This is a genomic window from Microcystis viridis FACHB-1342, assembly GCF_014698335.1.
Taxonomy (GTDB): domain Bacteria; phylum Cyanobacteriota; class Cyanobacteriia; order Cyanobacteriales; family Microcystaceae; genus Microcystis; species Microcystis ichthyoblabe_A.
This window is the reverse complement of record NZ_JACJSV010000004.1, coordinates 1-14213: the sequence shown is the minus strand read 5'-3', so window position 1 is coordinate 14213 and position 14213 is coordinate 1. Positions and strand designations below refer to the sequence as shown.

The 14213-nt window shown below is 45.2% G+C and carries 12 protein-coding genes; 7 read left to right on the top strand and 5 right to left on the bottom strand.

The window, feature by feature from the left end:
- Positions 1–168: 168 nt before the first annotated feature.
- Both H6G40_RS02420 and H6G40_RS02415 read left to right on the top strand, forming a co-directional pair.
- On the top strand, positions 169–420 hold the full coding sequence (locus tag H6G40_RS02420; protein WP_002754345.1) for a UPF0175 family protein: 252 nt from the start codon (positions 169–171) through the stop codon (positions 418–420).
- Entirely contained in the window at positions 417–905 is a 489-nt protein-coding gene (locus H6G40_RS02415; protein WP_123230457.1) for a PIN domain-containing protein, read from the top strand. The genes H6G40_RS02420 and H6G40_RS02415 overlap by 4 nt, the downstream gene beginning before the upstream one ends.
- Before the next feature lie 285 nt (positions 906–1190).
- Here the strand turns inward: H6G40_RS02415 and H6G40_RS02410 are convergent, their stop codons facing one another.
- Positions 1191–2762 (bottom strand): Na+/H+ antiporter, encoded by a 1572-nt coding sequence (locus H6G40_RS02410; RefSeq protein ID WP_123230458.1) that lies wholly within the window; start codon positions 2760–2762, stop codon positions 1191–1193.
- A gap of 135 nt (positions 2763–2897) precedes the next feature.
- Between H6G40_RS02410 and H6G40_RS02405 the strand changes: the two genes are divergently transcribed.
- The gene (locus H6G40_RS02405) at positions 2898–3437 is read left to right on the top strand and encodes a DUF3038 domain-containing protein (protein ID WP_123230464.1); all 540 of its coding nucleotides are present in this window, start codon (positions 2898–2900) and stop codon (positions 3435–3437) included.
- A gap of 175 nt (positions 3438–3612) precedes the next feature.
- On the top strand, positions 3613–4947 hold the full coding sequence (locus tag H6G40_RS02400) for a DUF4335 domain-containing protein (protein WP_069474677.1): 1335 nt from the start codon (positions 3613–3615) through the stop codon (positions 4945–4947).
- A gap of 15 nt (positions 4948–4962) precedes the next feature.
- Here H6G40_RS02400 and H6G40_RS02395 read toward each other — a convergent pair whose 3' ends face one another.
- Together H6G40_RS02395 and lexA are read right to left on the bottom strand one after the other, a co-directional pair.
- Positions 4963–5229, bottom strand: a complete 267-nt coding sequence (locus H6G40_RS02395) for a TIGR02450 family Trp-rich protein (protein WP_002737176.1) — start codon at positions 5227–5229, stop codon at positions 4963–4965.
- A 129-nt stretch (positions 5230–5358) separates the two neighbouring features.
- Complete coding sequence (lexA, locus tag H6G40_RS02390) at positions 5359–5973, bottom strand: transcriptional repressor LexA (RefSeq protein ID WP_002737392.1); 615 nt, start codon at positions 5971–5973, stop codon at positions 5359–5361.
- A gap of 691 nt (positions 5974–6664) precedes the next feature.
- On the opposite strand from lexA, the gene nifJ reads away from it, so the two are divergent.
- The 3 genes from nifJ to H6G40_RS02375 all read left to right on the top strand — a co-directional run bounded on the left by nifJ (position 6665) and on the right by H6G40_RS02375 (position 12896).
- Positions 6665–10219 carry a pyruvate:ferredoxin (flavodoxin) oxidoreductase gene (gene nifJ, locus H6G40_RS02385; RefSeq protein WP_190537215.1) on the top strand — a complete coding sequence of 1185 codons (3555 nt, stop codon included), beginning with the start codon at positions 6665–6667 and terminating at the stop codon, positions 10217–10219.
- Between the two features lie 2 nt (positions 10220–10221).
- Positions 10222–11247, top strand: a complete 1026-nt coding sequence (locus H6G40_RS02380; protein ID WP_002754321.1) for a dihydroorotate dehydrogenase-like protein — start codon at positions 10222–10224, stop codon at positions 11245–11247.
- Between the two features lie 440 nt (positions 11248–11687).
- Complete coding sequence (locus H6G40_RS02375; RefSeq protein ID WP_069474679.1) at positions 11688–12896, top strand: ATP-dependent 6-phosphofructokinase; 1209 nt, start codon at positions 11688–11690, stop codon at positions 12894–12896.
- Between the two features lie 219 nt (positions 12897–13115).
- Here H6G40_RS02375 and H6G40_RS02370 read toward each other — a convergent pair whose 3' ends face one another.
- Complete coding sequence (locus H6G40_RS02370; protein WP_069474680.1) at positions 13116–13331, bottom strand: type II toxin-antitoxin system HicA family toxin; 216 nt, start codon at positions 13329–13331, stop codon at positions 13116–13118.
- 2 nt (positions 13332–13333) lie between these two features.
- Positions 13334–13582 carry a type II toxin-antitoxin system HicB family antitoxin gene (locus H6G40_RS02365; protein WP_002736552.1) on the bottom strand — a complete coding sequence of 83 codons (249 nt, stop codon included), beginning with the start codon at positions 13580–13582 and terminating at the stop codon, positions 13334–13336.
- Positions 13583–14213 lie beyond the last annotated feature (631 nt).

Below are 14213 nucleotides of genomic sequence, written 5' to 3'. Positions count from 1 at the left end.
TTTGCTTATGGAATCGTGAAATGCTGATCGGGCAAGACTTTCAGCACTATTTTGACGGATATTCTATCAGTATAGACCTCGTTTCCACACAGAAACCAGAAGAGCCAAAGCTTTAACTGAGATATGGCAGGCTAGAAGAAGTAAGTATTAGCGCGTGAGGATGTCTCAATGCAAATTACCCTAAACCTACCGGATAACCTCAGCCAAGCCGAAACCTTTAACCAGGGTGACTGGCTCCGGGAGATTGCCATTGCGCTGTTTCAGCAAGAGCGGATTTCCCTCAGTCGCGCCAGTAAAATTGCCGGGATGGAAGTCATGGACTTTCAAAAACTGTTGGCAGATCGCGGTATTTGTGTTCACTACGATGTAGAAGACTTTGAGCAGGATGTTCAACATCTGCGCGATCGAGGCTGGCTATGATCGTCGTCAGCGATACCTCCGCCCTTGCCAATCTAGCGATTATCGATCATCTCTGGTTGCTAGAGTCAATTTACCAAACCGTTATCATTCCAGACGTTGTTGCTAGGGAACTAGCAGCCGCAAGCAATCCCATCATTCCAGCCATTCTCCAAGTCGGTTGGATTCAACCCCAACCCCTCACCAACTCCGAACTCGTTAACCAGCTTCAGCAAGAACGAGGATTGGATGCTGGAGAAGCGAATGCCATAGCCTTGGCCCTTGAGCTACAAGCTGATGATCTGCTCATTGATGAACGCTTGGGGCGGCAAGAAGCCCTGCGGCTAGGGCTGTCTATCATTGGTATTCTGGGCATTCTGCTCGTTGCCAAACAAAGAAGCCTCATCCCTCAAGTTCAACCTGTTATGGATACCTTGATTAGCCAAGCTGGTTTTCGTGTCAGTTCCCAGCTATATCAGCGTGTCTTAGCTTTGGCTGAAGAACTTTAGTAAAGGATAAGCCAAGATAGTCTGTGGAGTCGGTATCGATCGAAACTATCGTCTCCCATACCAATGGACTCATCCTAGTTTAGTAGGTTATCTATAAATTTATAAAAACTCAATCCCTCTCTTGCCCAAGATTACAGAGCCTAAAATCCAATAGGACGGTTATCAAGAGTCCAAATAGTTGTGTGAAAACTGTTTGAGAAATTTGTCTTCGATCTTTAGCATACTGAACTCAGATGAGCCGTATATTTATACGGGGAAAGTTCAGGTATGTACCCCAAAATAGTCCTACTGATCAGTAATTTTACTTTCAGCGAGAATTTCTTGAAGGACGGGGGATAAATTGCTAGTTAAACGGCCGGCTCGAATAAATTCAGCGTAGGTATCAGCTTCGATATCTAGGAGGGTTTCCCGAAGTTGTTCCATTGTCAATAGCTGTAATTGGGGATAACTATCGTTGAGAGATTGTATTTCCGCTTCTACGGTCTTTAACTTTTCTTTGACGAGATGCTGCTCATAACTAAAGAATTCGGGGGCAACATCGGGAGATTTATCTAACTTAGAAAGATAGTCTAAAACCCTTTTTAAAGCTACCCGTCGGGCTAAAAGTTCTGCATAGTTTTCTCGAATTGGTTGATCACCGATCAAGTCTAATCTCGATAGGAAAGTTTGAATAGTTAATCCCTGAACCAACAGGGTAAAGAGAACAACTCCGAAGACGATATCGATGATATCCTGACGATTGGGAAAAATAACCGGCACACTTAAAGCTAGGGCAATAGAAACGGAACCGCGCAAACCTCCCCACCATAAAACCGTTTTTTCCCGCCAATTAATTTTAGTTTCCATCAAGGCATTACTAACAGTTGCCAAGGCAAAGGTAGCCAGAAAACGGGCCGCCACTACGGCAGCGATCGTGATAAAAATTAAATTGAGATTATCGGCTAAACTGGAGAGACGAATCTGATCGCCGATGAGGAGAAAAACGATCGAATTGACAAAAAAAGCGAGAAACTCCCAGAATTCCGTGACTAATAGCCTCGTACGGGGACTCATGCTGATTCTAGAGCCAAAATTACCCAAAATAATCCCCGTAGTCACCACTCCGATTACCCCCGAACCCCCGAACTCCTCGGTTAATAAATAAGCACCGTAGGCGGACACAAGAGTTAAAGACTGTTCCACTAGGGGTAAATCCAGACGTTGAGTCAGATAGGAAATACCAAAACCCACTAAACAACCCACTGCCACCCCGATACCGATAAAAGCGGCAATCCGGCTAATGGTTGTCTCTAAGGATAGACCACTAGCACCGAGGGGAATTTCCACCAAAAGAGCGAAAGCGACCACAGCGACCCCATCATTAAATAAGCTTTCCCCTTCCAAAAGCACGGTGAGTTTTTTACTGGCCCCTAATTCGCGAAAAAGAGCGACAACAGCGACGGGATCCGTAGAAGAAAGGCTTGCACCCACTAATAATGCCGTAAATAGGGGTAAATTGGTCAATTCATCTAGGGTAAAACCAACCCCGAAAATCGAGATAATTACGCCGACAATAGCGAAAAGACTGACGGGAATCCAATTATCCTTCAGATCTCGCCAGCGCGTATTCCAAGCGGCTTCAAATAGCAAAGGGGGCAGAAAAATTTCTAGAATCAGTTCGGGGGATAGGTTCACCAGACGGATATCGATGAAGGCTAAACCTAAACCGACTATCACTAACAATAGGGTGTAAGGAATTTGGCGAAACCAGCTAAAAATCCTCGAAACCGTGGCCACACTCAGGGAAACGGACAAAACAATTAGAAATTGTTCTAAATTTTGCTTAATGACTTCATCGGTAGCGGATTCTAAACTCATTGGGTGGGAGGCAATCGGTGAGCGGACGTGCAAGAAAAGAACAATCTCAATTATTATGACACTTTAGAACCAGTGATTTTTTCTCCTAAACCCAAGTTTTTCTGCTGGCAATTCCTTTTATCTATGTCCTTGACTATGCCTCAGTCTGCCGAGTCCTCCACGGGTGAGGATTTACCCCTAGCTATCTCACCCAGTAACGAGCAGTTAGAGAGTATTAATAGCTATTTAAACCTGATTTTGGCGGCTTTAGTCTCTCTAGCTAATTTAGACTCCGAGTCTATCACCCAAGCAGCCCAAGAATTAGCCTTAGATGCAGATACAAGCGATCGCCTAGTTGCCCACCACTGGCAACCCCAGTCAAAACTTTCCCTCGCGGACATCCGTTCTCTAGTTCTCCTCCTCTGTCATTTGGCCCAAAAAAAGCAAGAGTTAATCCGTCGCGCTGTAATTCTCTTGGAACAAGTGGGAACTCAAGGAGAAGAACCAGTTAAAACCACACTTTTGGGCAATTATATTGATAATTTTCGCTTAAAATACCCAGAAATATCGGAAAATAATCTCATTGATTCTAGCCTAACTTCCCTAGCTTGGAAATTATTAATCGATTTATTGTTCTACAGCAGCCCCCGCAGTCATCTCCTTCTTTGGCACACCCTTTTGGCAAGTAAAAAGTAAAAAGCCTATCAGTTATCAGTTATCAGTTATCAGATGTAAGTTTTCAGTTCACTGATTACTGTTTACTGTTTACTGGACGGCTACGCCGTGCCTTTGGCAACACTGAAAAAAAGCTTCCCAGTTCATAATTCATAATTCATAATTCATAATTTATAATTCCCACCGATAACTAAAAATGAGTAATCTAATTCGCAAATATACACCTCCCACCTGTACCCTAGAAATTTGGGGAAATAGTTCGCCTCTAGCGGTTTGGTTAGGTAAAAATGTCTTAAACGATGCCCACTTTCAATTGCGCTTTGATGATCCTAGATTGAGTGAGGAAAAACAGGTGACAATCAAAGGCGATCGCACACAATTACAACTCCTAGGGGAAATTGTCGCTAATTATGTGCAGAATTTACTCTCTAGTCCCGTTTCTACCCTCTCTTTCGTGGCTAGTGGTTCCCCCGAAAGTCATCTCCCCTCCTTACCCTCTCTCCGTTGTCAGGGACTTCTGCAGCATCAATTATTTTTAGGTTCCCTGCTAACCGATCAGGATAAACAGGAGATCGAATTAACCACGTCGCAATTATTCGATCTAGCCAATGCTTTAGGGGAGTATAACCATGAAAGCCCCCTAATACCCCCATTAATTCGCCAGAAAACTCGAAAAAATGCCCTGATCTGGACGGGATTAATCGCCTCAGCCCTAATAACTATCGGGGGAATAGCGATCGCATTTTATCAACAGCAACAAGTGGCCAATAATGATTTAACCAGCGATCCCAATAGTGCCAAGATTCCCCAACCCTTGCCAACGCTGCCTTTACCCCCCACGGGAACAGCCGCCCCAAACCCGCAGTTACCGGCAAATTTGGGCAATAAAACCCCTTTACCGCCACCGCCGCCCGTGGGAACCGTTCCAGCCCCAGTTCGTCCCTCTAGCGTCCCCCTGGTGATTCCGCCGTCCACTTTACCGCCGCCACCAGTCACAGGTTCGCTTCCCGGCGGCACGGCGATCATAATTGAACCGAATAATCAGAACATCCCGATTACTGCCCCCCCCGTCACTGGCGCTCAGGGTACAAATGCACTGGCAGATGTCCCCCCCACCACGATGAATCCGAGTCCAGCACCGCCAAAATTGCCCAATTTACCGCCTCTAAGCCCTGTTAACCCCGAAAATGTCAATTTAGACCCCAAACCATCCACAAGTACCGCTAAAGCCCCAGAGACGAACTTACTAGATACAATTCCCCAAGTGGCAGAAACCAGAGAATATTTTCAGTCCCGTTGGCAACCCCCGGAAAGTCTCAAGCATACTCTAGAGTACCGTTTGGTCTTAAATCAGGATGGTTCCCTAAAACAGATTATTCCCCTGGGACAGGCGGCGAAAATCTATCTCGATCGCACTAATATGCCCCTGCTCAATCAACCTTTCGTGTCTCCCCTCGATATCTCTGGTAATCCTCAATTGCGTCTAGTTCTTGGTTCTGATGGTACGGTGCGGACTTTTATGGAACAGTAATAGGCTGTACTGCATTTAATTTACAATAATCTCGTCGGCGCTGTCGGGTTGGTTCATTTCCGTTAGGGTTTGCCAACCTGATTGCCAGAGATTCGCGTCTTGCAACTGTTTAGCATTAATCCAGAAGCGGACAGTCGGATCGCAGGAAGCGACTAATTCGGCAAAAACCCATTGACCGCGATTTTGACGATTGACCACTTGAAAATGTCGCCAGCCCCATGTTTTTTGTTTTGCCGTCCATTTTGACCCCAAGAGATGGGGATACTTCTGTTTTTTGGGCATAAAAGTTAAAACACCTGAGTGCGGGATAGGCTAAAACCCTTATATTATCCTAGTTTGCCAACCCGATTCTTTTCCAGTAGCCAAGGAGAGGAAAAATGATCGGGGCGCTTAAGTGCGCCCCAGTTTTGGCTAATAACCGCGCCAAACACCAACCAAAACCCCTTGCACCTGTACTTGTTCAGTATTGGCTGTAATTGGTTGATATTTTTGATTGGAGGGTTGGAGAGTGATGATTTCGCCTTCTTGGTAGAAACGTTTTAAAGTAGTACCGTGGCCTTCGACTCTAGCGGCGACGATTTCCCCATTGGACACCCCTTCATTGCCTGTGAGAGAACGCATAATCACCAGATCCCCATCGGCAATATGGTCCTCGATCATACTGTCTCCGGAAACCCGCAGAGCATAACAGTCTTGACTGCGTTGCAACAGGTTAGAAAGATCGAGTTTTTCTTCCACATCGGTGAAGGGTTCCACTAAACCACCAGCAGCGATCGCACCCAGAACCGGTAAACCTTGCACTGGTTGTTTGAGAATCCGCAGGGTGCGTGCTTTTCCTTCTGTCCAATCAATATAGCCTTTGGCGCGTAAACGTTCTAAACGGCTTTGAATCGGTGCGGGAGAGCGTAAATTCATCGCTCGCATCATTTGCCGGATGGAAGGGGCGTGCTGAGTAGTGCGAATGTACTCAATTAGCCAGTCGTACAACTCCTGTTGCGCTTGAGTAAGGGATTCGAGGTTAGTCATGATCTATTTTCCTATCCTTGGGTTAAGATAATTTGTACTTTAGTTCATTTGTGTTTAACCTAGTACATCTTAACTTCATCGGCTGACTAAATCAACTGGTTATTAGATCTCTTGCAAAAATCAAAAATTGTCGTGCTTGGTTAGGAGACTCCGAGACAGGAGACTCCGAGACAGGAGACTCCGAGACAGGGGATTATTTCTATTTATTCTTCCGACACCCCACACCCCACACCCCACACCCTGCCACCACCGAAAAACTTTTTGCCGCAAACCCTAATTAATAATTCATAATTCCTTCTCCCTGCTCCCATGCAGTCTTAACGAGTAATTTAGATAGTCAACAGCTTATCTTCTGACCTAGCACTTTTTTTTTAAAAGTATCATTAATTTTTATCTCAATTCTGAATATTAATTAATCCCAGGGTCGGTTGCTGGCAAACTCAGCAGCGTATTAAGAAAAAATAACGAATTGCTAGAAAGCCGAGAATCTGGATAATGATCGAGGTGGAGACAGAAAAATTGCTCTACTTAAGCCTGTCTGCCGTAAGCGTCCAATAGTAGATAGGGAGTCAAAAGCGACGCTCAAAGAAAATCCTTCGGTTGTCAGGGAAACGAGAGGATATTTAGTGCGAAATTGAGCCGTAAAAAAACTTAAAATCCCGACAAATATCGTAAAAACTAAGGGGAACACATGACCACAAAAACCTATGCAACCATAGACGGTAACGAAGCTGTTGCACGCGTTGCCTATCGTCTCAGTGAAGTAATCGCTATTTATCCTATCACTCCCTCCTCGCCTATGGGTGAATGGTCCGATAGTTGGGCAGCCGAACGCAGAGCTAATCTCTGGGGAACCATTCCTTCCGTAATCGAAATGCAGAGCGAAGGTGGGGCAGCGGGAACCCTGCACGGAGCGCTACAAACAGGCTCTTTAACTACTACTTTCACTTCCTCGCAGGGATTATTATTAATGCTCCCCAACTTCTACAAAATTGCGGGGGAATTAACCTCTTCAGTAGTCCATGTGGCGGCCCGTGCTTTAGCAGCCCAAGGGTTGTCAATTTTTGGGGATCATAGTGATGTCATGTCTGCCAGAAGTACGGGTTGGGCTATGTTAGCGGCTAATTCCGTTCAAGAAGCTCATGATCTGGCAGCAATCGCCACAGCTACCACCCTAGAAACGCGGCTTCCTTTCCTACACTTTTTTGATGGTTTTCGTACCAGTCATGAGGTGCAAAAAGTCGAATTAATTAGCGATGAAATTCTCAAAGAACTGATAGATGAAGACCTAATTATTGCCCATCGTCAAAGAGCTTTAACTCCCGATCGACCGGTGTTACGAGGCACGGCACAAAATCCCGATGTTTATTTCCAGGCAAGGGAAAGCGTCAATCCTTTCTATCATGCTTGTCCCGATATCACTCAAAAAATTATGGATCGTTTTGCCCAATTAACAGGACGGCAATACCATCTCTATGAATACCACGGTGCGCCCGATGCCGAAAGAGTGATTATGTTAATGGGATCGGGAGGGGAAACCGTCCATGAAACCGTGGATTATCTCAATCAAAATGGGGCTAAAGTTGGGGTTTTAAAAGTTCGTCTCTATCGTCCTTTTGCCGCCGAAAAATTACTGGCAGCTTTGCCCACCACAGTGAAAAAAATAGCCGTTTTAGATCGCTGTAAAGAACCCGGTGCTGGGGGCGATCCGCTATATTTAGACGTGGTAAATGCCTTTATGGAAGAGTACGAAGGCAAGCTGCCGAAAATTGTCGGAGGACGCTACGGTTTATCTTCCAAAGAATTTACTCCAGCTATGGTTGCTGGTATATTTGATAACTTAAGTCTCGACAAACCGAAAAATCACTTCACTATTGGTATCGTTGACGATCTTACCTTTTCCAGTCTGGAATATGACCGCAGTTTTTCCACCGAACCAGACAAAGTAGTGCGGGCAGTTTTCTACGGTTTAGGTTCCGATGGTACGGTGGGAGCTAACAAAAATTCAATTAAAATTATCGGTGAAGATACTGATAATTATGCCCAGGGTTATTTCGTCTATGATTCCAAAAAATCTGGCTCCGTCACCGTTTCTCACCTACGCTTTGGTTCGGAGCCGATTCGCTCTACCTATTTAATCACCGATGCTAACTTTATCGCCTGTCATCAGTGGGAATTTGTCGAACAATTTGATCTGCTAGAAACCGCTAAATCGAACTCAATTTTTCTACTCAATAGTCCCTATCCACCGGAGGAGGTATTTAGTCACCTACCCCGCAATCTCCAGCAAACTATCATCGACAAAAATCTGCAAGTTTATACGATTAATGCGACTCAAGTAGCCAAAGAAGCGGGGATGGGCAGCCGGATTAATACCGTTATGCAGGTGTGTTTCTTTGCCCTAGCGGGAGTTTTGTCGCGGGAAGATGCGATCGCACAAATTAAAAAAGCCATCCGCAAGACCTACGGCAAGAAAGGCGAAGAAATCGTGCAGATGAACATTAAAGCCGTCGATTCTGCCCTAGAACATCTCTATCAAGTGCCAATTTCCGCCACTGTCACCCCCGAAGCTTTTGAATTAAGACCCCCAATTCCCGACACCGCACCTGCTTTCGTCCGAGAAGTCCTCGGCAAAATTATCGCCCGTCACGGGGATCAACTACCCGTTAGCGCCCTTCCCAACGATGGGACCTATCCCACCGCCACTAGCCAATGGGAAAAACGCAATATTGCCCAAGAAATACCCGTTTGGGATGCAGATGTCTGTGTTCAGTGCGGTAAATGCGTTCTTGTTTGTCCCCACGCCGTTATTCGCTCGAAAGTCTATGATGAGGTCGAATTAGCCACCGCTCCAGAAACCTTTAAAGTCGCTAATGCCAAGGATCACGACTGGAAAGGGCTAAAATTCACCATCCAAGTGGCCGCCGAAGATTGTACCGGTTGCGGTCTCTGCGTTGATGTTTGCCCCGCTAAAAACAAATCGCAACCACGTCTAAGAGCGATTAATATGGCTCCCCAACTGCCCCTGCGGGAACAGGAACGAGTTAACTGGGATTTCTTCCTTAATTTGCCTAATCCAGACCGATTAAGCCTAAATCTCAATAAAATTAACCATCAGCAAATGCAGGAACCTCTCTTTGAGTTTTCTGGCGCTTGTGCCGGTTGTGGTGAGACTCCCTACGTTAAATTAGTCAGTCAGCTATTTGGCGATCGCATGATAGTGGCTAATGCCACCGGTTGTTCATCTATCTACGGAGGTAATTTACCGACAACACCCTGGGCAGTTAACGCCGAAGGTCGCGGGCCGGCCTGGTCGAATTCCCTCTTTGAAGATAATGCCGAATTTGGCTTAGGATTCCGAGTTTCCATCGATAAACAGGCAGAATTTGCTGCCGAACTGTTACAAACCCTCGCTAGTGAAATCGGAGAAAGTCTAGCGGCAGATATTCTCAATTGTCACCAAGTCGATGAAGCGGAAATTTACGAACAACGGCATCGGGTAGAGGCCCTAAAATCCCGTTTAGGGCAGTTAACCCCGACCACGCAGGTGAAAATGTTGTTATCCGTGGCCGATTATCTGGTCAAGAAAAGTGTCTGGATTGTCGGGGGTGACGGTTGGGCCTACGACATCGGTTATGGTGGCTTAGATCACGTTTTAGCCAGTGGTCGCAATGTGAATATTTTGGTCATGGATACGGAAGTTTACTCGAATACGGGCGGCCAGTCCTCGAAAGCTACTCCTCGCGCCGCCGTAGCTAAATTTGCTTCTGGTGGCAAACCCAGCCCGAAAAAAGACCTCGGTTTAATGGCCATGACCTACGGTAACGTCTATGTGGCCAGCGTGGCTATGGGGGCAAGAAACGAGCAAACTATCAAAGCTTTCCTAGAAGCGGAAGCTTATAACGGGCCATCGTTAATTATCGCCTATTCTCACTGTATTGCTCACGGGATCAACATGACCACCGCCATGAACCATCAAAAAGAAGTGGTGGAAAGCGGTCGCTGGTTAATGTACCGTTATCATCCCGATTTAGCTAAAGAAGGCAAAAATCCCCTACAATTGGACAGCCGTGCGCCTAAGCTTACCGTAGCGCAAACTCTCTACTCGGAGAATCGCTTTAAGATGTTGGCCACCAGTAAGCCGGAGGAAGCTAAACGTCTGCTCAAAGAAGCACAAGCAGATGTGGATACGCGCTGGCAAATGTATCAGTATTTAGCAGCAAAAGGTACAGGGAGCAACGAATAGTTATGAATCTACACACTACTTACATGGGTTTGCAATTGCGATCGCCGCTAGTCATCGGTGCGGCCGCACCCTTGAGCGAGGATATCGACAATATCAAGAGAATGGAAGACTTCGGAGCCGCTGCCGTGGTTTTACACTCCTTTTTCGAGGAGCAGATTAAACACGAAAGACTGGCTCTACACCATCATTTTACCCACGGAGCCGAGAGTTTTGCGGAAGCTTTGACTTATTTTCCCGAACCAGAGGTTTTTCACGTTGGTTCCGACGAATATCTCAACCATATTCGCAAAGCCAAAGAAATGGTCGATATTCCCATTATTGCCAGTCTCAACGGTGAGACCTCTGGGGGATGGTTGGAGTATGCCATTCAAATTCAACAAGCGGGCGCTGATGCTTTGGAGTTGAATGTTTATTATGTTCCCAACGACCTAGAATTAACCGGAAATCACGTCGAACAAAACTATATTGATATCCTCAAAATTGTCAAATCGGAGGTATCAATTCCCGTCTCGATGAAGTTAAGTCCCTACTTTAGCAATACGGCCAATATGGCTAAACAATTAGCGGAAGCAGGGGCCGATGGGTTGGTATTATTTAACCGTTTCTATCAGCCGGATATCGACTTAGACACCTTGGATGTTCACCCTAATATTATCCTCAGTAATCCCCAAGCAATGCGTTTACCCCTGCGCTGGATTGCCATGCTTTACGGTCGTGTAGCGACGGATTTTGCCGCTACCAGTGGTATTCATAACGCCATCGACGTGATCAAAATGATGATGGTAGGGGCAAAAGCGACCATGTTAGTTAGTGTTTTATTACGCCACGGTTTGGAGGAAATTACCAAGATCGAACAGGGTTTATTGCATTGGTTGGAAGAAAATGAGTACGAATCGATCGAGCAGTTAATTGGCAGTATGAGTCAAATGAATTGCCCAGATCCGACTGCTTTTGAACGGGTACAGTACATGAAAGCTCTGCAAAGTTACGAACCTGTTTGGAAACGTTTTCAAACCACCAGTAAATAAAAGTGGGAAGTGGGGAGCTTTTTTCAGTGTTGCCAAAGGCACGGCGTAGCCGTCCAGTAAACAGTAATCAGTAATCAGTGAACTGAAAACTTAAGTAGGTAGGCGTTAAAAATTATCAGCCACCCCCCTTATCAAGGGGGGCAGGGGGGATCGGCACCCCCCTTATCAAGGGGGGCAGGGGGGATCGGCACCCCCCTTATCAAGGGGGGCAGGGGGGATCGGCACCCCCCTTATCAAGGGGGATCCCCCCGCCTATCGGCACCCCCCTTATCAAGGGGGGCAGGGGGGATCGGCACCCCCCTTATCAAGGGGGGCAGGGGGGATCGAACCTAAAATCGATTTTTAATTTAATTATAACCAGCTACTTAACTGAAAACTGAAAACTTACATCTGATCACTGATAACTGATAACTGACAAAAAAATCCAGGAGGATATAACTATGAACGAGAATCAAAAGAAAAAAATCGGTATTCTTACCAGTGGTGGCGATTGCCCGGGGTTAAACGCGGTAATTCGTGCCGTGGTGAAATCATCAAAACTCAAGGGTTGGGATGTGTACGGCATTCCCTACGGGACCGACGGTTTTATGCAGATTGCCGAGGGAAAATATCACCCCCAAGATTTGATCCTGACTCAGCATGGCTATAACCTACCCGGGGTCTTGAAAGGATTAGACGTTTTGCAGTTTCTTAGTGGTAGTGTTTTGGGTTCTTTGAGCAAAGGACATCCCGAAAACCCAGAAATTGCCACGAAAATCCTGCAAGGATACGAAATGCTGGGATTAGATGCCCTGATCGTCGTCGGGGGCGATGGGAGCATCGATATCATCTACGATCTCGCCCAGAAAGGCAACTGGAATATTATCGCGGTTCCCAAAACCATCGATAATGACGTTCCCTATACGGAATGGTCCGTCGGTTTTACCACTGCCGTCGATATCGTTACTCAAGCTTTGTATGATCTCACCTTTACCGCCGCTAGTCACGAAAGGGTGATGATTGTGCAGGTGATGGGTAGAGATGCCGGTCATTTAGCTCTTCATGCCGGAATTGCCGGGGGGGCCGATGCGATTTTTATTCCCGAATTAACCCCGGCTCTCACTCCCGAAATTATCGACGGTTGTTGTCGCCATTTGGCAGAATTACGCGCTCAAGGTCGTAAATTCGCTCTCATTGTGATTTCTGAGGGTGTTAAAAACGAAGATAACCAAAAAGAGAAGTATATTGCCGATTATTTAGAAAAATTAATATTTGACAAAACTCGCTCTTTGTGCGTTACCGATCCCGTCTTCTGTTATCTCAATTCCATGGATGTGCGGGCCATGTCTTTGGGACACCTGCAAAGAAGTCGTCCTCCTTTGGCCATGGATCGACTGTTAGCCACGGCTTTCGGCATTAAGGCCGTAGAATTAATCGAACAGGGAAAACTCGATCGCGTGGTGATTTGGCGCGGGGGACAAGTGCGTAGTTTGCCCCTGAAACCAGTGATCAAAATTATCAAACAATGTCATCAAGAGCATCGCTGTGCCTATCCCGTGGATCCTGATGGTTTTATCGTCAAAACAGCCCGTTCTTTGGGAATTTACCTAGGGGAAAATACCACAACTGAGACGGCAGTAGTTCCGCAAGCTGTGGAGGCGTTGGTTTAGTTATAATAAAGCGAGAAGGGTTGCTAATACTTTCTCGCTTTTTTAATTGGTTAAGATATTTAATTCTGCTAATTTTACTTGCAATAATTTACTGTATTTTATGGCTTTTCTCAGTAATCTGTCATCGGTGGTTAACAATACGTCTATTCTAGCATATTCAGCGCAAGCGATATGAAAAGAATCATAAAGATCAAATCCTAAATATATAACCAATACTGTTTAACTGTTGTCCCATTCTTCATCACTAATACCCGCTTGTTTGAGAATTTCCTTAACTAAATCTATAGAGATTTCTTGATTTCCATGAGGGTTAGGGATGCGAATTTTATGTTGACCCTTTTTCATAAATTGATGTTTACTACCAGAAAAAGGCCCTGCGTAACCTAAAGCTTTCAATTTTCTGATTAATTTTCTTCGAGAAATTGCTGATGGCATAACTAAACTTCTGCAACTGTTGTAACTTTAATTTCTAATCCATCTATGATAGGTAAAGGGTCGCCATCTTGTAATTTTAAAATGATCCATTCTTCTAGAACTTCTAGTAAGTCTTGACGGCATTCTTCAACGGTCAATCCATTTCCCCAAACGCCTTGAAAGCCTTCTATTTCAGCAAACCAAGTACCGTCATTTAGCCTTTTGTATTGTGCTTTTTGTAAAGCTTTTTCACAATAATTGAGTAAGATCATTTTCTTCTCTAAATCTCCATAATATGTAACTATATTATCACTTCTCCTCACCAATCCCATCACACAAACCCCTATCCTCCTCCCTAACACCAGAATTAGGATTGTGCAAATAAACCCGCACCCAATCGCAACTACGTTCCATTAAAGCGTTTAAGTCCTGCATTGTCCTACAATCTTTCTGTATTGTCCTACAACTCTTCTGCATCGCCCTATAATCCTTCTGTATCCTCACAAAGAAGTCTAAACCAAGATTAACGGGATTTTAGGATTAACTGGATTATTTACTTGGAAACTCCTGACAATCTTTTAAGATTGAGCATCCTGAAAATCCTCTAATCCTCAAAATCCTGATACTGACGATTTACCCCCAATCCCATCACACAAATGTCTATCCTCCTCCTTAACGCCAGAATTAGGATTGTGCAAATAAACCCGCACCCAATCGCAACTACGCCCCATTAAAGCGTTTAAGTCCTGCATTGTCCTACAATCTTTCTGTATTGTCCTACAACTCTTCTGCATCGCCCTATAATCCTTCTGTATCCTCACAAAGAAGTCTAAACCAAGATTAACGGGATTTTAGGATTAACTGGATTATTTACTTGGAAACTCCTGACAATCTTTTAAGATT

Bases quoted from the DNA above. Each gene is read 5' to 3' on its own strand.
- H6G40_RS02420 (WP_002754345.1), top strand. From the start codon at position 169: ATGCAAATTACCCTAAACCTACCGGATAACCTCAGCCAAGCCGAAACC.
- H6G40_RS02415 (WP_123230457.1), top strand. From the start codon at position 417: ATGATCGTCGTCAGCGATACCTCCGCCCTTGCCAATCTAGCGATTATC.
- H6G40_RS02410 (WP_123230458.1), bottom strand. From the start codon at position 2,762: ATGAGTTTAGAATCCGCTACCGATGAAGTCATTAAGCAAAATTTAGAA.
- H6G40_RS02405 (WP_123230464.1), top strand. From the start codon at position 2,898: ATGCCTCAGTCTGCCGAGTCCTCCACGGGTGAGGATTTACCCCTAGCT.
- H6G40_RS02400 (WP_069474677.1), top strand. From the start codon at position 3,613: ATGAGTAATCTAATTCGCAAATATACACCTCCCACCTGTACCCTAGAA.
- H6G40_RS02395 (WP_002737176.1), bottom strand. From the start codon at position 5,229: ATGCCCAAAAAACAGAAGTATCCCCATCTCTTGGGGTCAAAATGGACG.
- lexA (WP_002737392.1), bottom strand. From the start codon at position 5,973: ATGACTAACCTCGAATCCCTTACTCAAGCGCAACAGGAGTTGTACGAC.
- nifJ (WP_190537215.1), top strand. From the start codon at position 6,665: ATGACCACAAAAACCTATGCAACCATAGACGGTAACGAAGCTGTTGCA.
- H6G40_RS02380 (WP_002754321.1), top strand. From the start codon at position 10,222: ATGAATCTACACACTACTTACATGGGTTTGCAATTGCGATCGCCGCTA.
- H6G40_RS02375 (WP_069474679.1), top strand. From the start codon at position 11,688: ATGAACGAGAATCAAAAGAAAAAAATCGGTATTCTTACCAGTGGTGGC.
- H6G40_RS02370 (WP_069474680.1), bottom strand. From the start codon at position 13,331: ATGCCATCAGCAATTTCTCGAAGAAAATTAATCAGAAAATTGAAAGCT.
- H6G40_RS02365 (WP_002736552.1), bottom strand. From the start codon at position 13,582: ATGATCTTACTCAATTATTGTGAAAAAGCTTTACAAAAAGCACAATAC.